Raw genomic sequence first — 23742 nt, 5'->3', positions numbered from 1 at the left:
CTATTTGACCAATTCTAAATATCCTTGGTATACATCTCCATCGTTGCCTTCACCTTTGTCAAAAATATAGAAATAAGTTCCAGAAGGCAAGCCATCACTTCCACCACCTACTCCAGTATTTCGTTTACCGGTGAATACATTTCCACTAACATCGTCTTCATATCCTGATGTCTTGTAAACCAAAGTACCTGATCTCGTATAGATTTTTATATTATTATTAGGGAATCTATCCGCACAGGAGATTCTAAAGTAATCATTCTTGCCATCTCCATTGTCAGATACCCCGTTAAATATTTCAATATCTGTTTCTATTGTGAAATTGGCTTGATAAGAACAATCTTGATCATCTATCACCAATACTTTGTAATCTCCCGGATTCAATCCACTCATCAATTCGTTAGTACTAATGATACTTTCAGTATCCGTTGGATCAATTGGTGTAGTGTCATCTGTTCCACTTGCTTCTGCCCAATATTGATTTTCAATACCTGAAGTAACGAACGAGGCGAATGTAAGTGATGCTTCACCATTACCTGCGTAATCGTCAGTGCCAAATTCTAATTCAGAACACGTAGACTCAGTGGTTTCAACTGTGAACTCTGGATCTACTCTTGCATCTACAATTTCGATGGATGCGGCATCTGATACACATTCTGAAACTAAGTCAGTGGCTCTTACAGTGTAAGTGCCCAAGTCTAAACCAGCTGCACCGAATGTAGAACTAATGGTCGCACCGCTATTATCCGTCCACTCAAATGTGTAGCCAGATACAGTTCCTGATGAATCAATGGCTGCAGTTACTGCTCCATTTGGAGTAATACAGTTGGTCACATCGCTGATAAGATCAACAAGCGGTGTTGGTACAAGCTCGATGTCTGAGTTAATAGTAATGGACTCAGAAATTGAACAACCTGTGATTCTATCAATCATTTCCACTGTATAAGTTTGTCCTAACAATTCGTGTAGTGTAAGCGTAGAGTCCATTACTGCATCAGACAAGCTGGCACCGTCGTGCCAGTATATAGTATATCTGGAGGCACTTTCTGGACCAGGAGTCACAGTAGCTTGTCCATCTGCTCTTACATTTTGAAAATCACATTTAGTCAATGGATGGTCTTCAACAATGGTCATTTGCATGTCATCTTTATCGGATCCGATAGTAATAAAGGTTGGTTCTGAGAAACAGCCTCCATCAGTATCCTCAACCATCACTGTATAGTCACCATCTACAATGTCATCAGCAAAGTTTCCAGCCATCTGATCGGTTGGATCAAATGGGAGAGGAGAAGAGTCGCTTCCATCGATTAGATAGTATTCAAATACGGCCGTAGGGTTCAATGAATTTAGAACATTAATAGCCAGTGCTCCATTTGGATCTATACAATTTTCATTTGGAATAGTGGTGATACTTAGAACCAATGGGTTATTAGTGTCATTGATCATTCCATAAGTCTCAGACGTAGTACAAAGTGTTGTCAAATCTTGTACTTCAACCGTGTAGGAACCAGCATCTAAATCTGTGTATAGTGGATTGGTACCAGGTCCAGGTATGCCAGAAGCACTTGTCCAATCGAAGCTATAATCACCCAAGTTAGTAGACCCATCTGCCGTAACAGAAAGGAAACCATTACCATTGCCTGGAGTTAAATCGCAATTGTTTTGTAATTCGAAGTCAACCAGTGCAACTACTGGATTCACACTTTCATCTTCAACGATAAACTCAAAGACTTTCGAAGTACAACCAGAATTTCCATTGGTGGCTTCAACATAATAGGTGTCAGCTGCAAGTCCAGTTTCATTGGCAGTGGCTCCGCCTGTCCAAGCAGTGTGGCCAGTAGCATCATAAGAACCCTGATACCAAGTATAGGTATAGTCTCCAGGTGTGTCAGGTGAAATATTAGTGATATTTATTGCACCATTCACATTAGCTCCACACATGGTGGTTGGTGTGACAATCACATCAGCATTAACATCAATTATTATATCCACTGGATCGAATGGTAATACATAACTATCTGTAACCGAACAGCCTGTAAGGCCATCAGTAACTGTGACAGTGTAGGTGCTTGTTGTTCCTTGATCAAGGTTCGATATCGTTTGAGTGATTTCACCTCCTGGTGCCCAAGAATAAGTAGCTCCATTAGCTAAGGTGGTCGCATCAGGTACTACCGTAATCTGCCCGTTTCCTCCGACACAATATTCATCTGAGCTATCCAGAGTAAATGAAACTGTGGGTTGTACCGTATCATCTTCAATTACAAAGTCGACTATATTACCCTCACATTGAGTGGCTGTATTGACGAAGTATACTTCATAACTGCCAGGATCCAATTGATCCACATGCCAATTAGCAACATTGTTGAAAACATAACCAGGATCATTATTCTTGGCAAATGTATAAGTGAAGTCAGCAAGTGCTCCACCGCTTATTGTTGTTATTTCGAATTCCCCATTATAGCCACCTCCAACACAGTTTGTGTTCGGATCAATGTTGAATGCTGTAACTTCATAGGTAGGGATTGTCTCAGAAAGAGTAATAGTTTGATCCACGAAACAAGTATTGTTAGGATTTGTACCATCGGTTACTCTTAAAGTATAAGTTCCACCATCTAATCCAGAAATTGTACCACTGTAGCCCGCACCTATAGTTCCAGATATTCCGACAATACCAGCTCCGGTCACCTCATTAGTACCTGGAATGGCTGTAGCACCCACATACCATTGGTAATCGTAGCTACCAGCCGGGGCGACACCACCGACTGTATTTTGAATGACCCAGTCAATAGCTCCATTACCTTCATTGACATCAGGGTCACAACTTGAATCTGTTATGTTCTCAGACAAGCTAAGGCCAGGTGCTTCTGACTGATCTTCAATTTCAAAGGCAATTTGACCTGTATTACATCCGGAAGCGATATGAGTTGCCTTGATGTAATAAGTTCCAGGAGCTAATGTGTTGATCATTGTCGTATTGGATGGTACTCCCATATCAGTTAAAGGACCATCCGAGTACCACGTGAAATTGTAATCATCAACATCACCTGAAGTGACATCAGCATCGGCGATAGTAATGGTGCCGTCGGCTCCTCCACAATCAGTAACATGTACTATGGATGCATCTATGTTAGCTTCATTTAGTGTGTGCGTGGCCGGCACATTAGTGATAGTGAAAGTAGTGGTAGAGAAACATCCGTCATTATCATCGTCAGCATCATTGTCAGTAACTAGTACGGTGTACTGTCCAGGAGAGAGGTCAGAGATTGTTTGATCGTTACCACCAGTGATCACCGCAGATCCTTGGTCAGTATTAGTAAATGCAACGGCAGTGATTTCGGTATCGGTGTCAGTTACATCAGTACCTCTGAACCATCTGAAGGAGTAGTTAGCTACGCTAGCCCCACCGACGATCTGTACAGTCAGATCACCATTACCGATGTTGGTACCTGGAGATACACAATTAGTATCAGGGTTTTTGTCAAACAACTCAGCGATAGGATCGACAGAGATGTCATCGATGGTGAAGTCAGTTAATCCGCTAGAACATCCCGTAGCATCGATAATTTGGACTTGGTAGTCACCAGGTTCCAGATCAGTAACTAAAGGATTAGAACCTACCTGTGTACCGCCATGGGCAGCGCCACCTGCTTTAGTGAAAGTGAAATCGAACCCAGTAGTATTGCCTTGAGGCACACCATTGATAGCCACATCAAAGATTTGGAATTGACCATTATATCCACCACCAGAACAGTTGTCGTTAGGTGTGTTGGTAAAATCAGCTCCATCGGTAGCGATAGAGATGGTCGGTTGCTCTTCGATGAGTTCGAAGGTCGCATCGACAAAACAATTGTCGCTAGTATTTTGTTCATCAATGACTCTCAAGGTGTAGAATCCACCATCAACGCCACTCAAAGTACCCGAAGATACAGCGGCAGCAGCCCCCACGGCTCCGTTTATAGAAGCTCCGTTGACTAGAGCCGTACCACCGGCTACAGAAGTACCTGCATACCATTGGTAAGAGTAGTTACCACCATCATCGTTAGTTATAGACCAGTTAATCTCTCCATTTCCTTCGTTTGGATCTGTATCACAGCTGGTATCAATGGTGTTAAGAGTTAAACTAAGCGTTGGTACCACCGTTTGATCTTCGATCTCGAATTCGAACAGAGAAGTCATACAACCATCGTTCGGTGTACTAGCTGTATACTCGGCTTCTACGAAGTAAGTACCAGCAGCCAGGCCAAGGAGTTCATAGTCATTGGCAGCAGTAGCGATAGGAGTAACTGCGTCATCTTCATACCAAGTGAAATCATAATCATCTCTATCTCCAGAAGTAACATGGGCATCTTGAATAGTTGCAGAACCAGTTCCTCCACAGTCTTCTACATGAGCTAAAGTGATGTCAGTAATTTCATGCACATCTGGCACATTAGTGATAGTGAAAGTAGTGGTAGAGAAACATCCGTCATTATCATCGTCAGCATCATTGTCAGTAACTAGTACGGTGTACTGTCCAGGAGAGAGGTCAGAGATTGTTTGATCGTTACCACCAGTGATCACCGCAGATCCTTGGTCAGTATTAGTAAATGCAACGGCAGTGATTTCGGTATCGGTGTCAGTTACATCAGTACCTCTGAACCATCTGAAGGAGTAGTTAGCTACGCTAGCCCCACCGACGATCTGTACAGTCAGATCACCATTACCGATGTTGGTACCTGGAGATACACAATTAGTATCAGGGTTTTTGTCAAACAACTCAGCGATAGGATCGACAGAGATGTCATCGATGGTGAAGTCAGTTAATCCGCTAGAACATCCCGTAGCATCGATAATTTGGACTTGGTAGTCACCAGGTTCCAGATCAGTAACTAAAGGATTAGAACCTACCTGTGTACCGCCATGGGCAGCGCCACCTGCTTTAGTGAAAGTGAAATCGAACCCAGTAGTATTGCCTTGAGGCACACCATTGATAGCCACATCAAAGATTTGGAATTGACCATTATATCCACCACCAGAACAGTTGTCGTTAGGTGTGTTGGTAAAATCAGCTCCATCGGTAGCGATAGAGATGGTCGGTTGCTCTTCGATGAGTTCGAAGGTCGCATCGACAAAACAATTGTCGCTAGTATTTTGTTCATCAATGACTCTCAAGGTGTAGAATCCACCATCAACGCCACTCAAAGTACCCGAAGATACAGCGGCAGCAGCCCCCACGGCTCCGTTTATAGAAGCTCCGTTGACTAGAGCCGTACCACCGGCTACAGAAGTACCTGCATACCATTGGTAAGAGTAGTTACCACCATCATCGTTAGTTATAGACCAGTTAATCTCTCCATTTCCTTCGTTTGGATCTGTATCACAGCTGGTATCAATGGTGTTAAGAGTTAAACTAAGCGTTGGTACCACCGTTTGATCTTCGATCTCGAATTCGAACAGAGAAGTCATACAACCATCGTTCGGTGTACTAGCTGTATACTCGGCTTCTACGAAGTAAGTACCAGCAGCCAGGCCAAGGAGTTCATAGTCATTGGCAGCAGTAGCGATAGGAGTAACTGCGTCATCTTCATACCAAGTGAAATCATAATCATCTCTATCTCCAGAAGTAACATGGGCATCTTGAATAGTTGCAGAACCAGTTCCTCCACAGTCTTCTACATGAGCTAAAGTGATGTCAGTAATTTCATGCACATCTGGCACATTAGTGATAGTGAAAGTAGTGGTAGAGAAACATCCGTCATTATCATCGTCAGCATCATTGTCAGTAACTAGTACGGTGTACTGTCCAGGAGAGAGGTCAGAGATTGTTTGATCGTTACCACCAGTGATCACCGCAGATCCTTGGTCAGTATTAGTAAATGCAACGGCAGTGATTTCGGTATCGGTGTCAGTTACATCAGTACCTCTGAACCATCTGAAGGAGTAGTTAGCTACGCTAGCCCCACCGACGATCTGTACAGTCAGATCACCATTACCGATGTTGGTACCTGGAGATACACAATTAGTATCAGGGTTTTTGTCAAACAACTCAGCGATAGGATCGACAGAGATGTCATCGATGGTGAAGTCAGTTAATCCGCTAGAACATCCCGTAGCATCGATAATTTGGACTTGGTAGTCACCAGGTTCCAGATCAGTAACTAAAGGATTAGAACCTACCTGTGTACCGCCATGGGCAGCGCCACCTGCTTTAGTGAAAGTGAAATCGAACCCAGTAGTATTGCCTTGAGGCACACCATTGATAGCCACATCAAAGATTTGGAATTGACCATTATATCCACCACCAGAACAGTTGTCGTTAGGTGTGTTGGTAAAATCAGCTCCATCGGTAGCGATAGAGATGGTCGGTTGCTCTTCGATGAGTTCGAAGGTCGCATCGACAAAACAATTGTCGCTAGTATTTTGTTCATCAATGACTCTCAAGGTGTAGAATCCACCATCAACGCCACTCAAAGTACCCGAAGATACAGCGGCAGCAGCCCCCACGGCTCCGTTTATAGAAGCTCCGTTGACTAGAGCCGTACCACCGGCTACAGAAGTACCTGCATACCATTGGTAAGAGTAGTTACCACCATCATCGTTAGTTATAGACCAGTTAATCTCTCCATTTCCTTCGTTTGGATCTGTATCACAGCTGGTATCAATGGTGTTAAGAGTTAAACTAAGCGTTGGTACCACCGTTTGATCTTCGATCTCGAATTCGAACAGAGAAGTCATACAACCATCGTTCGGTGTACTAGCTGTATACTCGGCTTCTACGAAGTAAGTACCAGCAGCCAGGCCAAGGAGTTCATAGTCATTGGCAGCAGTAGCGATAGGAGTAACTGCGTCATCTTCATACCAAGTGAAATCATAATCATCTCTATCTCCAGAAGTAACATGGGCATCTTGAATAGTTGCAGAACCAGTTCCTCCACAGTCTTCTACATGAGCTAAAGTGATGTCAGTAATTTCATGCACATCTGGCACATTAGTGATAGTGAAAGTAGTGGTAGAGAAACATCCGTCATTATCATCGTCAGCATCATTGTCAGTAACTAGTACGGTGTACTGTCCAGGAGAGAGGTCAGAGATTGTTTGATCGTTACCACCAGTGATCACCGCAGATCCTTGGTCAGTATTAGTAAATGCAACGGCAGTGATTTCGGTATCGGTGTCAGTTACATCAGTACCTCTGAACCATCTGAAGGAGTAGTTAGCTACGCTAGCCCCACCGACGATCTGTACAGTCAGATCACCATTACCGATGTTGGTACCTGGAGATACACAATTAGTATCAGGGTTTTTGTCAAACAACTCAGCGATAGGATCGACAGAGATGTCATCGATGGTGAAGTCAGTTAATCCGCTAGAACATCCCGTAGCATCGATAATTTGGACTTGGTAGTCACCAGGTTCCAGATCAGTAACTAAAGGATTAGAACCTACCTGTGTACCGCCATGGGCAGCGCCACCTGCTTTAGTGAAAGTGAAATCGAACCCAGTAGTATTGCCTTGAGGCACACCATTGATAGCCACATCAAAGATTTGGAATTGACCATTATATCCACCACCAGAACAGTTGTCGTTAGGTGTGTTGGTAAAATCAGCTCCATCGGTAGCGATAGAGATGGTCGGTTGCTCTTCGATGAGTTCGAAGGTCGCATCGACAAAACAATTGTCGCTAGTATTTTGTTCATCAATGACTCTCAAGGTGTAGAATCCACCATCAACGCCACTCAAAGTACCCGAAGATACAGCGGCAGCAGCCCCCACGGCTCCGTTTATAGAAGCTCCGTTGACTAGAGCCGTACCACCGGCTACAGAAGTACCTGCATACCATTGGTAAGAGTAGTTACCACCATCATCGTTAGTTATAGACCAGTTAATCTCTCCATTTCCTTCGTTTGGATCTGTATCACAGCTGGTATCAATGGTGTTAAGAGTTAAACTAAGCGTTGGTACCACCGTTTGATCTTCGATCTCGAATTCGAACAGAGAAGTCATACAACCATCGTTCGGTGTACTAGCTGTATACTCGGCTTCTACGAAGTAAGTACCAGCAGCCAGGCCAAGGAGTTCATAGTCATTGGCAGCAGTAGCGATAGGAGTAACTGCGTCATCTTCATACCAAGTGAAATCATAATCATCTCTATCTCCAGAAGTAACATGGGCATCTTGAATAGTTGCAGAACCAGTTCCTCCACAGTCTTCTACATGAGCTAAAGTGATGTCAGTAATTTCATGCACATCTGGCACATTAGTGATAGTGAAAGTAGTGGTAGAGAAACATCCGTCATTATCATCGTCAGCATCATTGTCAGTAACTAGTACGGTGTACTGTCCAGGAGAGAGGTCAGAGATTGTTTGATCGTTACCACCAGTGATCACCGCAGATCCTTGGTCAGTATTAGTAAATGCAACGGCAGTGATTTCGGTATCGGTGTCAGTTACATCAGTACCTCTGAACCATCTGAAGGAGTAGTTAGCTACGCTAGCCCCACCGACGATCTGTACAGTCAGATCACCATTACCGATGTTGGTACCTGGAGATACACAATTAGTATCAGGGTTTTTGTCAAACAACTCAGCGATAGGATCGACAGAGATGTCATCGATGGTGAAGTCGGTAGTAGTACTAGAACATCCCGTAGCATCAGTAATAATGACTTCATAATCACCAGGTTCTAAGTCAGTGATGAGTGGATTAGTACCTACCTGCGTACCTCCATGAGCGCCACCTGCTTTAGTGAAAGCGAAATCAAACCCAGTAGTATTGCCTTGAGCCACGCCATTAACAGCCACATTAGTGATTTGGAATTGACCATTATATCCACCACCAGAACAGTTGTCGTTAGGGGTGTTACTCGATCCGGCTGCGGCAATTGTGATAGTTGGAATATCTTCATCTAATTCGAAAGTAGCATCGACAAAACAATTGTCGCTAGTATTTTGTTCGTCAATGACTCTCAAGGTGTAGAATCCACCGTCAACACCACTCAAAGTACCCGAAGATACAGCGGCAGCAGCCCCCACGGCTCCGTTTATAGAAGCTCCGTTGACTAGAGCCGTACCACCGGCTACAGAAGTACCTGCATACCATTGGTAAGAGTAGTTACCACCATCATCGTTAGTGATAGACCAGTTAATTGCTCCATTTCCTTCGTTTGGATCTGTATCACAGCTTGTATCAATGGCATTAAGGGTGAGGCTAAGCGTTGGTACCACCGTTTGATCTTCGATCTCGAATTCAATCATTGGGGTGTTACAGCCAAACAATACGTGCTCAGCTTCTACAAAGTAAGTACCAGCAGCCAGACCAAGGAGTTCATAGTCATTGGCAGCTGTTGCTATAGGAGTAACCGCATCATCTTCATACCAAGTAAAGTCATAATCATCTCTATCTCCAGAAGTAACATCAGCATCTTCCACAGTAGCTGAGCCAGTTGCACCACAGTCTTCAATATGAGCAATGGAGGTCAGCGCATCAATGGTATGTTCTTGAGGGTCTGTGTTGATGGTGTAAGTTCCTTCAACGGAGCAGCCTGAATATACATAAGATGCCGGACCTGCTCCTCCAACGATTCTATAAATTTTTACGATGTAGTCTTCTGGGCCCAGATTGGATAGAGTAGAAGTGGTCTCATGCTGCTCAACCAATAATTCATCTCCAGGATAGGTTTCTGCACCTACTACAAACCATCTAAATTCAAAGTCCTCGGGACGGTCGAATGGACCATATGTGTCTTCAGCATCTTTTTTCGCGACTACAGTGATTTCACCATCTCCAGGGTCTCCATCACATACTGTGTTGTCTGTAATTGTAAAACCATCAATGAATGGTGTATAGGCACGTTGCTCAATAGTTTCCACTGCGCTTGCAGAAAAACATCTGTCAGTATTGGCAGGAGCAAAAGCAGGATTATTAATCTGTCTGGCAACTGCGGTATAATCCCCTGCTGGCAACCCTGTGAACTGAACCACATCTCCTGGATCATTATCTGCCGCGGCTCTACCTGATGATAAATTGATTAACGGATAGGTAATGCCATTAACAGTATAGTTTGCTAATGGATCTGCTGGTACACCATCCCCAGCATAGAGATAGATGTCATATTCAGATATATCATCGAAGTTGCCATCTGAATATCCTGGAGTAAGTATATCTATATCTGCAGTAGCCCCACTAAGTTGACCGGTAATACCATCTGCATCTGTAAATGAAGCAGGAGAAGAAGTGGTAGAAATTCTCATTGAGACTCCATCTGTATTATTACTCACAGTACCCGTTGCTCCACTTGGTAATGCAGCCACAGTTTCACCATCATCAAAGCTGAAACCATTTGTCGCCGTATAGGTTATGAAAATACTTTCAGAAATACCGACTTCAGCACTTCCATCGTCTGGACACTCTTCCACATGTTCAACCGCAATTGTAGTTGTAGCTTGCTGCCCAACAAATGGTAGGTCATAAACAATCTGATATCTACACTGTGTAGACCCTGTATAATCAACAATTAATGAGTACAATCCGGATTCAAGGCCAGTTAAAGTAGTAGTACCTGTATTACCGTCTGTGTTATATCCCGCAGGATTGATTGGGGATATGCCATCGATGCCATTTTGGACTTCGTCAGTATAGTCATCGGAACCTTCCCACCATTCAAAAGTAATATTCGCATCAGCTCCTAATGTGGCATCAATGGTTCCTGTAGCAGATGCACAGTCTGTAGGTAATATGCCATAGGCAATATTTACAGCTGGGGCAGCTGGAGTCAAATCATCTATAAATTGAGTAAATGGGTCACTTTTACAACCGGAATTAGTTTCAGTGGCAATAACTGTGTAATATCCAGATACTTGCCCTGTTAAAACTGGGTTTACACTATTGGCTTGTAGTACTGTACCAAACTCATCTTGTCCTTCATAGAATTCATAAGTGTAGGAAGGTGTAAAGTTAATTGGCGCTCCACCTCCATCGGAATAAGTAAGTCCTATGGCTGTTACTTCAACTTCACCGTCAGGTGTACAGTCGGTTTGATCCTGATTGACATCATAAGTCAAACTCATTATTGGTGTTGCTCTTCTAATTACGACTTGCTCCGTAGTAAAACATCCCAAGTTGTCGTGTGTTACTTTAACCGTATATGTACCATCAGGTAAGTTACTTATGATATGATCATTAGTATTTGGGCCTGCGTCTTGAGTTGCCACCGACCCTGCAATGGCCCCTGGAAGTAAATTGGCAGGCAATGTATTAGTTCCAGTAAACCATTCAATGGTAAAGCCAGTATTATCTGTTACTGGGGAACCATCATAGGTGGTGATATTCGCTGTAACCTGTCCGGTCGGAGTTGCTAAATCACAACTAAAGTCATCTTGAGTTACAGATACGGTCGGAACTATGGCAATCAAATTCTCAGTCAACTCGATAGTGACAGGAGCAGAGGTACATCCAGTAGTATTGTTGATGGCTTCTACGGTATAGAATCCGGCACTTAGGTTGGAGATGATGCTCGTAGTAGATCCAGTTACATCAATGGTAGAGACTGGAGTTTCTCCTTTCTGTGTATAGATATCGTCTGCATCGTCGATCACGTTGGCTGGATCGTTAGAAGCTCCGAAGTACCAAGTGTAGGTAAAGTCAGCGACTGGGTCATTATCAGCACCGGCTACCACATCAAGTAATTGGATGACTCCATTAGGGTCAGTAGGTCCGCCACTACAAGAAGATACTTCAGTAAGCAATACATCTGTACCAGCAGGGCCAGTGTCTGCATCGGTAATTACCGGAGTAGTAATTACTTCACCGATGATGAATTCATAAGTTTGGCTACAACCGGTTACCAGACTGGTAGCTTCGGCTGTATAAGTACCTTTGGGTAGGTTATCAATATTGGCTGTAGTTGTACCAGCATCGTTAGTCACAAGTACTTGGTCGTAATCCGCTTCGAGGTTACGAGGATTGATATCAATTTGGTTGGCCACATCAGTATTAGCTCCTACATAGAAAGTAAAGTTGAAAGTATCTCCACCGCTAGCTGCTGTGATATCAATGTTACCATTGAAGTTGTCATCACAATTGGTCTGATTGGTATTGTTGGCCTCACCCATGAGGATGGTAGCCAGACTTTCAGTCAATTCGATAGTTACCGGATCAGACACACAACCCGTGGTAGTGTTGGTCGCTTCTACGGTGTAGAAGCCTGCACTTAGGTTTTGAATGTGATTAGAAGCAGACCCTACGATATCGATGGTAGAAACCGGAGTTTCCCCTTTTTGCGTATAGATATCATCATTGTCATCGAGGACATTGGCCGGATCGTTAGAAGAGCCAAAGTACCAGGTGTAGGTAAATTGAGTGGCAGGATTACTTTCTGCTCCGGCTACTACGTCTAGCAATTGAATTGCTCCATTAGGATCAGCTGGTCCACCGCTACAAGAAGAAACCTCTGTAAGCAACACATCAGTGCCTGCCGGTCCAGTGTCAGCATCCGTGATTACAGTAGTGGTGAGTAATTCACCAATAACGAACTGATAAGTTTCACTACATCCAGTGACATTACTTACCGCCATAGCTGTATAAGTACCTTTTGGCAGGTTATCAATATTAGCAGTAGTCGTACCTGCATCATTGGTAACCACTACCTGATCGTAATTAGCTTCCAGGTTACGAGGATTGATATCAATTTGATTAGATACATCTGTATTAGCTCCTACATAGAAGAAGAAGTCGAAAGTATCTCCACCGCTAGCTGCTGTAATATCGATACTACCATTGTAGTTGGTATTACAGTTCGACTGATCAGTGTTGTTGGCTTCACCCATGAGGATGGTCGCTAGATTCTCAGTCAACTCGATAGTGACAGGAGCAGAGGTACATCCAGTAGTATTGTTGATGGCTTCTACGGTATAGAATCCGGCACTTAGGTTGGAGATGATGCTCGTAGTAGATCCAGTTACATCAATGGTAGAGACTGGAGTTTCTCCTTTCTGTGTATAGATATCGTCTGCATCGTCGATCACGTTGGCTGGATCGTTAGAAGCTCCGAAGTACCAAGTGTAGGTAAAGTCAGCGACTGGGTCATTATCAGCACCGGCTACCACATCAAGTAATTGGATGACTCCATTAGGGTCAGTAGGTCCGCCACTACAAGAAGATACTTCAGTAAGGAGTACATCGGTACCAGCAGGTCCGGTATCAGCATCAGTGATTACCGGAGTAGTGATTACTTCACCGATGATGAATTCATAAGTTTGGCTACAACCGGTTACCAGACTGGTAGCTTCGGCTGTATAAGTACCTTTGGGTAGGTTATCAATATTGGCTGTAGTTGTACCAGCATCGTTAGTCACAAGTACTTGGTCGTAATCCGCTTCGAGGTTACGAGGATTGATATCAATTTGGTTGGCCACATCAGTATTAGCTCCTACATAGAAAGTAAAGTTGAAAGTATCTCCACCGCTAGCTGCTGTGATATCAATGTTACCATTGAAGTTGTCATCACAATTGGTCTGATTGGTATTGTTGGCCTCACCCATGAGGATGGTAGCCAGACTTTCAGTCAATTCGATAGTTACCGGATCAGACACACAACCCGTGGTAGTGTTGGTCGCTTCTACGGTGTAGAAGCCTGCACTTAGGTTTTGAATGTGATTAGAAGCAGACCCTACGATATCGATGGTAGAAACCGGAGTTTCCCCTTTTTGCGTATAGATATCATCATTGTCATCGAGGACATTGGCCGGATCGTTAGAAGAGCCAAAGTACCAGGTGTAGGTAAATTGAGTGGCAGGATTACTTTCTGCTCCGGCTACTACGTCTAGCAATTGAATTGCTCCATTAGGATCAGCTGGTCCACCGCTACAAGAAGAAACCTCTGTAAGCAACACATCAGTGCCTGCCGGTCCAGTGTCAGCATCCGTGATTACAGTAGTGGTGAGTAATTCACCAATAACGAACTGATAAGTTTCACTACATCCAGTGACATTACTTACCGCCATAGCTGTATAAGTACCTTTTGGCAGGTTATCAATATTAGCAGTAGTCGTACCTGCATCATTGGTAACCACTACCTGATCGTAATTAGCTTCCAGGTTACGAGGATTGATATCAATTTGATTAGATACATCTGTATTAGCTCCTACATAGAAGAAGAAGTCGAAAGTATCTCCACCGCTAGCTGCTGTAATATCGATACTACCATTGTAGTTGGTATTACAGTTCGATTGATCGGTATTGTTGGCTTCACCCATGGTGATGGTAGCCAGATTCTCAGTCAATTCGATAGTAACAGGAGCAGAGGTACATCCGGTCGTATTGTTGATAGCTTCTACGGTATAGAATCCAGCACTTAAGTTAGAGATGGTACTGGTAGTAGATCCAGTTACATCAATGGTAGATACTGGTGTTTCCCCTTTCTGAGTATAAATATCATCTGCATCATCGATCACATTGGCCGGATCATTAGAAGCTCCGAAGTACCAGGTGTAGTTAAAGTCAGCGACTGGGTCATTATCAGCACCGGCTACCACATCAAGTAATTGGATGACTCCATTAGGGTCAGTAGGTCCGCCACTACAAGAAGATACTTCAGTAAGGAGTACATCGGTACCAGCAGGTCCGGTATCAGCATCAGTGATTACCGGAGTAGTGATTACTTCACCGATGATGAATTCATAAGTTTGGCTACAACCGGTTACCAGACTGGTAGCTTCGGCTGTATAAGTACCTTTGGGTAGGTTATCAATATTGGCTGTAGTTGTACCAGCATCGTTAGTCACAAGTACTTGGTCGTAATCCGCTTCGAGGTTACGAGGATTGATATCAATTTGGTTGGCCACATCAGTATTAGCTCCTACATAGAAAGTAAAGTTGAAAGTATCTCCACCGCTAGCTGCTGTGATATCAATGTTACCATTGAAGTTGTCATCACAATTGGTCTGATTGGTATTGTTGGCCTCACCCATGAGGATGGTAGCCAGACTTTCAGTCAATTCGATAGTTACCGGATCAGACACACAACCCGTGGTAGTGTTGGTCGCTTCTACGGTGTAGAAGCCTGCACTTAGGTTTTGAATGTGATTAGAAGCAGACCCTACGATATCGATGGTAGAAACCGGAGTTTCCCCTTTTTGCGTATAGATATCATCATTGTCATCGAGGACATTGGCCGGATCGTTAGAAGAGCCAAAGTACCAGGTGTAGGTAAATTGAGTGGCAGGATTACTTTCTGCTCCGGCTACTACGTCTAGCAATTGAATTGCTCCATTAGGATCAGCTGGTCCACCGCTACAAGAAGAAACCTCTGTAAGCAACACATCAGTGCCTGCCGGTCCAGTGTCAGCATCCGTGATTACAGTAGTGGTGAGTAATTCACCAATAACGAACTGATAAGTTTCACTACATCCAGTGACATTACTTACCGCCATAGCTGTATAAGTACCTTTTGGCAGGTTATCAATATTAGCAGTAGTCGTACCTGCATCATTGGTAACCACTACCTGATCGTAATTAGCTTCCAGGTTACGAGGATTGATATCAATTTGATTAGATACATCTGTATTAGCTCCTACATAGAAGAAGAAGTCGAAAGTATCTCCACCGCTAGCTGCTGTAATATCGATACTACCATTGTAGTTGGTATTACAGTTCGATTGATCGGTATTGTTGGCTTCACCCATGGTGATGGTAGCCAGATTCTCAGTCAATTCGATAGTAACAGGAGCAGAGGTACATCCGGTCGTATTGTTGATAGCTTCTACGGTATAGAATCCAGCACTTAAGTTAGAGATGGTACTGGTAGTAGATCCAGTTACATCAATGGTAGATACTGGTGTTTCCCCTTTCTGAGTATAAATATCATCTGCATCATCGATCACATTGGCCGGATCATTAGAAGCTCCGAAGTACCAGGTGTAGTTAAAGTCAGCGACCGGATCATTATCCGCACCGGCTACCACATCAAGTAATTGGATGACTCCATTAGGGTCTGTTGGTCCACCGCTACAAGAAGTGACTTCAGTAAGGAGTACATCGGTACCAGCAGGTCCGGTATCAGCATCAGTGATTACCGGAGTAGTGATTACTTCACCGATGATGAATTCATAAGTTTCGCTACAACCAGTGGTGTTGCTCACCGCTTCGGCGGTATAAGTACCTTTCGGTAGGTCTTCGATAGTCGCCAGATTGGTGTTTACATCACCAGAGATGGTCACTTGATCGTAATCCGCTTCAGCATTGCGAGGAGCGATATCGATTTGGTTGGCCGCATCGGTATTAGCTCCAACAAAGAAGGTGTAGACGAACGTTTCTCCTGCACCAGTGGCAGAGATTTCGATACTACCATTGAAGTTGTCATCACAATTGGTTTGGTTGGTATTGTTAGCCTCACCCATAGTGATGGTGGCTAAGCTTTCAGTCAATTCGATGGTTACCGGATCAGACACACAACCCGTGGTAGTGTTGGTCGCCTCTACGGTGTAGAAGCCAGCACTTAGATTTTGGATTGTACTAGAAGTAGAACCGACTATATCAATAGTAGATACAGGTGTTTCTCCTTTTTGCGTATAGATATCATCATTGTCATCGAGGACATTGGCCGGGTCATTAGAAGAGCCAAAGTACCAAGTGTAGGTAAATTGAGTAGCAGGATTGTTTTCTGCACCGGCTACCACATCAAGTAGTTGGATAGCACCATTAGGATCAGCTGGTCCACCGCTACAAGAAGACACTTCAGTAAGTAATACATCAGTACCAGCAGGTCCGGTATCGGCATCAGTAATTACTGTAGTAGTAAATGTTTCCCCAATAACGAACTGATAAGTATCACTACATCCAGTCGTGTTACTTACTGCCATGGCCGTATAAGTACCTTTAGGTAGGTTATCGATATTGGCAGTATTGGTACCCACATCGTTAGTTACGCTTACCTGATCGTAATTCGCTTCTGCGTTACGAGGTGCCACATCGATTTGATTAGACACATCCGTATTGGCACCCACATAGAAAGTAAAGTCGAAGGTTTCACCAGCACTGTTGGCATCAATATCAATGCTACCGTTGTAGTTTGTATTACAGTTCGATTGATCGGTATTGTTGGCTTCACCCATGGTGATGGTAGCCAGATTCTCAGTCAATTCGATAGTAACAGGAGCAGAGGTACATCCGGTCGTATTGTTGATAGCTTCTACGGTATAGAATCCAGCACTTAAGTTAGAGATGGTACTGGTAGTAGATCCAGTTACATCAATGGTAGATACTGGTGTTTCCCCTTTCTGAGTATAAATATCATCTGCATCATCGATCACATTGGCCGGATCATTAGAAGCTCCGAAGTACCAGGTGTAGTTAAAGTCAGCGACCGGATCATTATCCGCACCGGCTACCACATCAAGTAATTGGATGACTCCATTAGGGTCTGTTGGTCCACCGCTACAAGAAGTGACTTCAGTAAGGAGTACATCGGTACCAGCAGGTCCGGTATCAGCATCAGTGATTACCGGAGTAGTGATTACTTCACCGATGATGAATTCATAAGTTTCGCTACAACCAGTGGTGTTGCTCACCGCTTCGGCGGTATAAGTACCTTTCGGTAGGTCTTCGATAGTCGCCAGATTGGTGTTTACATCACCAGAGATGGTCACTTGATCGTAATCCGCTTCAGCATTGCGAGGAGCGATATCGATTTGGTTGGCCGCATCGGTATTAGCTCCAACAAAGAAGGTGTAGACGAACGTTTCTCCTGCACCAGTGGCAGAGATTTCGATACTACCATTGAAGTTGTCATCACAATTGGTTTGGTTGGTATTGTTAGCCTCACCCATAGTGATGGTGGCTAAGCTTTCAGTCAATTCGATGGTTACCGGATCAGACACACAACCCGTGGTAGTGTTGGTCGCCTCTACGGTGTAGAAGCCTGTGTTCAGGCCAACAATATGGTTGGTAGCTGGAGCACCTGTGAATGAAACATTAACCGCAGTTGCAGCTTCTCCTTTCAGTGTGCCAATATTATCGCCATCGTTAATCACATTAGATGGATCGTTTGAAGAACCAAAGTACCAAACATACGAGAAGTCGTCAGATGCATTGGTAAATCCTGTATCTGTTACATCAGTTAACTCAATTTGCCCTTCAGGGTAGTTGACTCCCCCCGGACATGATTCAACTTCTGTTATAACAACATCTCCTGGATCTGTACTATCAATAACTGGAGTTGTTGGATTATTACCCAAAGTAATAGTAGCAGTATTTGCACAACCATCAGCATTTGTTATTCTAACTGTGTACTCGTTGTCGCTTACAGGAGCATTTAACCCATCTACAATATGATCAGCACCTCCGGAGAACACAGGTAAAGAGTTGTTGCCAGGATCAACACCATCGACTAATTGTGTACCCAAGTCATCGGGCCCTAAAAACCACTCCACAGTGTATCCAATAGGGTCTATTGCACCTGCTCCTTCATTGACCAAAGCTTTTATGGATCCATTACCTACACCACTACAAACAGTATTTTCTGTTTCTTCAGATAAAATGATGGTAGGGAAGTTGCCTGACGGATCGTCGATGACATCACTACTCTGAAACCCAGTCGTACATCCGGTCACCTTGTGAGTGGCTGATACTTTGAAAGTTCCAGCCGATAAGTTATCCAGGAGATTGGCGGTTCCATCAACTGCTCCATCAATATTGGTTTTTATTGGATTGTCTGCGTTATCAGTCCATGACCAGTAAAAATCTTCTTTAGACTCTCCAAATACATTGGCAATAATCTGTCCATTGGCGCCACCAGAACAAGATGTATTGTTATTTACAATGAAGTTAGAGAAAGAAGGTACTTCTGAGTCATCCAATATGGTTATATCCGTAAAACCACGACATTCATTGTCTCTACTTACAACAACCACACGGTAAGTGTCGTCCTCCAGATTTGTAAAAGTGTAATCTCCATCAGGATCAACAAATGGTCCTGAATAAGGTGCCACTGTGGTATCTGTCCCTGCGTAAATCTCATATCGGTATCCATTAGTTGGATCACCACTTTCTGTAGAGGCCGTGATTCTCTGAGTTCCATTTCCATCAACACAATACTCATCCCCAGTTTTTAGCTGTCTAACTAATAATGGCTCTTGCTCATTAAAGTTGATGATGATTGGAATATCATCTGTAGGACAACCTGTGATATTGTTTACAATAGATAAGGTATATGTTCCTTCGTCAAGGTTTTCAAAAAGACCAGTGGTGTTTTCTGCTAGAGGACTTCCCGATGAGTTGCTACCTGCATATAGCTGAAAATAATAAGGTGCGACTTCAAAAACAATTCCATCTAAGAAGTTACCAACAGTGGCTCCACCCGCAGCACTAATGGCTTCGAAAGAGAATCTAGTAATGGTTTGACCATCAGGGATGGTATATTCTCCAGAATATACTTGCCAAGCCGTATTATCTGTAGATGCTGTTTCAATTGTTGTAGGAGTACCAGCTGCAGGATCATCTATTTTAAGCGCTACAACGTCAGTACCGTTTCTACCTCTATGGGCAAAAGACCAAACCATTCTCACACCTGGTTTGGTTACAACGTCGAAATAAAAGGCTCCGAAGCCATCAGAGTTAATTTCCGCAAATTGTTCTCCTTCATATGCTGGAACACCCTGAAACCCATCATCCCAGTATTCAAGATTTCCAGAAGGGTTGGTCGTAGACCATCCCAAGGCAGCTGATTGATCTAACAAAGTCCAGCTTCCTGGTTTGTTGTAGGGAGCTACAGAAATGTTTGGTACCTCAAAACTACCGTTAACAACCGCTTCAAACTCATCAGTATCTACTGCAGCCATATTGACTCCTGAAGCATCAACTGAACCATCTCCTTGTCCAAGACCGTTACAAGACGTGACATCCAAAACAGCTATTTCATTAAAAGGAGGAGTGGAAGGATTCGTGATATTATCTACAATGGTAAAATATGCACGTCCAACACAACCTGTTGATATTTCTTCGGCAGTTACTAAATAATTTCCAGCTGACAACAACTGAGCAACTTCTCCTTGTGTACCACTGGTTGTTGAAACTTGATTAGCTGGTATAGAATTTGAGCCTTCATAATAGGTAAAGGTGTAATCGGTTAATATACCTCCATTGATCTCAGCAGTAGCTAATCCATTTCCATTATCTGTACATGATGAGTTTGCTCCAAGTGTCATAACAATATCTGGAGACGCCGAGTTATCTTCTACCTGAATTGTAATTGAACCAGAGAAACATTTAGATGAGTTTTCTTGAACTTCAACCGTATAAAATCCCGCTTCCAGGTTGTCGTAGGTGGCTCCAGAAGTTCCAGAATCAGTATAATCTGGTGTGGCTTTTACCTCAGATCCGTTGTACCAGTTAAATGTATAGTCTGAAGCCGGACCATCCGAACTCACCGTGATAGAACCACTTTCGAAATCAATACAGTCAGTGACATGGGATACATTGTCCTGGAAAATACCAGGTGTAGTCTGATTGGTGTCGACGGTTTCAGAAAGGGTTGATTCGCAACCAGAGGCCTCATTTGTAACTACAACTGAATAAGTTCTGGCTTCCAGGTTGATGGCAGTAGGACCAACAGCAACCACTGTAGTAAAGTCGTTACCAATATACCACGCAAAATCGTATCCAGAGGTGACTTGAAGCCCATTTTCAATAGCATAAGCATCCAAAATTCCATTAGGTGTGGCACAATCTGTAAGATCTTGTGTTTTTGTAATGCCAACAACGGGCAATTCTTCCACTCTATTGATTGTAATGTCTTCTACATTGGAAGTACATGAATTGCTTTGAGAACTTCCCACCACTTGATAGTTACCTTCTGGAAGGGCTGTATATCTGTTTCCAGTAAAAATGGTATCATTAAAGTTGTTGTTTTGGAACCAATGAAAATCAAATCCTGCAGTGATTTCGCCACTTTGTGCATCTTTTACTCCTTCAATGGTAGCATTATCGATGTAATAGAATTCGTCATTGGAGTTGTTCTGAACTCTCGCAACAAATCTGATTTGATTCCCTGTGATTCCACTAGCAGTAGCTGTATAGGTTCCAAAATTTCCTTTGAATTTGGTAGAGTTCATTTGCTGCAGACTGCCTCCGTCTACCTGATAGTATAATTTCAGATAATCATTGCTTTTATCACATTTTGCGCTAGATCGTATATCGACAGAGACATTGGCTGACTCATAAGTCGAAAAAGTAACATATTCCGATATCCATTCTGCTTCACCATCTACATCGGCAAAGAAAAGCTCGTTTGTTGAGCCTGTAAATGACACATCAAGATTGTCTGCATCAGAGGGAGTAGGCTGAGTAAATGACCAAGCAGTGGAACCATTGTCTTCGTCCGTTCCAACAGCCAAGTCTTGAAAATCCTCTTTCCAAAGTTCGTCTACTGTTTCGGAGATTGTACCAAAATAGAAAACCCTAGCATCGCCATTGTCAGGTTTAGTAGGATCACATTTTACATTATGACTTACAATTTCATGTTGAAGGTCAAATGGATCTGCCACCACTCCAGTGAATGTTAAATTATTTGAGTCATCACATTCTGGTACTGGTCGGATGAAATTCGTAACAGGAGGATTTTGAGATCCATCATCATTCACAGAAACATAAAGGTCAAAGTCGCCTCCGCTGCCTTCAACGAAGGTATTGATATCCATACTTTCATTCACAGCCAGATCTTGCAAGGTGGCTGAAACTGTATTTAGTTTGGTTGAAGTGGCCTCATCTGGAGATCCATTATAAAAGGTAACCGGAACTGAACCCGTGAGTTCTATATCACCAGTATTTTCAATGGTTACAGTAATGTCGAAGCTTCCTTCAGGACATTGTGCGGCTCCAACACCACTAACCTGAACTAATTCTATATCTGGTGAAACATAAGAAGGGCACCCTGTTTCGTTCAAATAAGGTGCCTGATTAAGAAATGCATTTAATGGTCTGTTCGGTCCGGTCGTACAGACGTTGGTTGAAAATATTTTCCCAGGATCCTGCATGTTGGTCGGAATGGTAAGGTCATCATTTACGTTGACATTAAAATATCCATGCTGATTCCAAATGGGTCTTGATGGCTGCCAGTTTTCACCGCCATCGGCTTCAAAAACTCTAATTTGGGCATAACGACCATTACTATAAGGTGTAAATGGGGTGTTGTCGTCAGTAGAACAAGACACACATATTTCACTTGCTCCATCACCGTCAACATCGGCTACTACGGGGTATTCTTCAAAAGTCCTGGACGTACACTTAATTTGTTTAAGGGATGTACCGGTCGTACCATCAATAATATGTACATATTTTTCCCCTCGATAAATGATCTCAGCAGCTTTGTCGTCATTAAAGTCAAAAACGGTACATCCGGTAAATCCTGAGGAACCCTCATTAATGTCTTTGTATCCTGTACCGCTACCTTCAAACCAAGTGGATAGGGGAGTTAGGTTCTCATCAAGTGCATATAATCTTTGTTTCGAAACAAAAGTACAATTCATCTTACCATCACCATCAATATCTGCAATATTGATTCTGCCTGTACCTGCAGAGTGGTTTTGAGGAACCACATAACTGGTAGCACTAAAGTTTTCGACATCCCAGAAAAAAACTGCTGTCTTAATGGAACCACTTACATATTGTCCACCGCTTAGTAGTACATCGATGGTTCCGTCTTGATTATAGTCGGCCACACTGGCTGTATTGAAATTCCAGCCCCATCCGTTTTTGATGGCAAATTCTGAACCGGCAGGAAGAATATCGTTGATATCTCTTTCAACCGTTCTGGTTTGTGTCGCGATGTCAACTGAATAAATTTTTCCAGCAGCTACAATTTCCAGTCCCTCACAATTCGCACAATCACCATCATCCAATATGTCAATAGCGACGGTTCCGTGAAGTTCGTCATCTTGAAAGTCACCCAAACCGGCGATAATGACAGAGCCGTCATGTGCATTTCTTATTTCATTACCGTGTAAAAGTTCTACTACACCATCTCCATTGAAATCGGCAAGAGAGATAAGGCTTACTTTAGCCCCTGTATTTGTATTAACTGACCAAATTTCATTGAGTTCACAATCGTACATTCTGAGATTGTTATTCTTGAAACCTCTTACAAAAATTTCGGCACAATCATCATCATCCAAATTTGCTATAGCTACGGTTTTGGCGATATCGAATCCTACATTCAAGGGGCCATGTTCTGTGTTGCCAGTAGCACCATCTAGAATAGTTACAGTGTTGTCCTGTCTGTTGGTAGATACAACTTCCGGAATTCCATCTCCATCAATATCTCCAATGGCTGGAGTTACTGAGTTGAACGCTGTTCTGTCTGCAGACGCCCATTGAAGTTTGATTTGGAAGACGGGGTTTTGTGTGGCGGGGTCGTCACAGACTACTGAGTTACCAAAGTAGAAGTCAGAACAAGCGGCATCACCTGAACATGCACTGTCATAACAATCCACAAACCCGTTGTTATCGTTATCGATGCCATCGTCGCAAATCTCTTGAGCAAGAAGGAGATTGGGTACAATACACAGGATAAGGATAAAAATCTTTCTATAGCTATTCATACGATTGAAAAAAAGTTCTACTTTTTAATGCCCTTGTTGAGGTAAAAGTAACCAATAGACATTTATGCTGTTTTGGTTTCATTTTCGGGTTCAACATGGCCAATTTTGCTTTAAAGGTATATTAAATAAAATATCGTGTACTATTTTTATAAAAAATGTCACTTAAAGAAGGTGGTT

The 23742-nt window shown here is 43.1% G+C and carries 1 protein-coding gene; it reads right to left on the bottom strand.

Features of this window, described 5'->3' with window-relative positions:
- The gene (locus tag R8N23_RS12825) at positions 1 to 23565 is read right to left on the bottom strand and encodes a gliding motility-associated C-terminal domain-containing protein (protein WP_318172004.1); all 23565 of its coding nucleotides are present in this window, start codon (positions 23563 to 23565) and stop codon (positions 1 to 3) included.
- Positions 23566 to 23742: the final 177 nt, after the last annotated feature.

The organism is Reichenbachiella sp., assembly GCF_033344935.1.
Lineage (GTDB): Bacteria > Bacteroidota > Bacteroidia > Cytophagales > Cyclobacteriaceae > Reichenbachiella.
Note: the sequence above shows the minus strand (reverse complement) of the source record. Positions and strands in the feature narration are given on the sequence as shown.

Bases quoted from the DNA above. Each gene is read 5' to 3' on its own strand.
- R8N23_RS12825 (WP_318172004.1), bottom strand. From the start codon at position 23,565: ATGAATAGCTATAGAAAGATTTTTATCCTTATCCTGTGTATTGTACCC.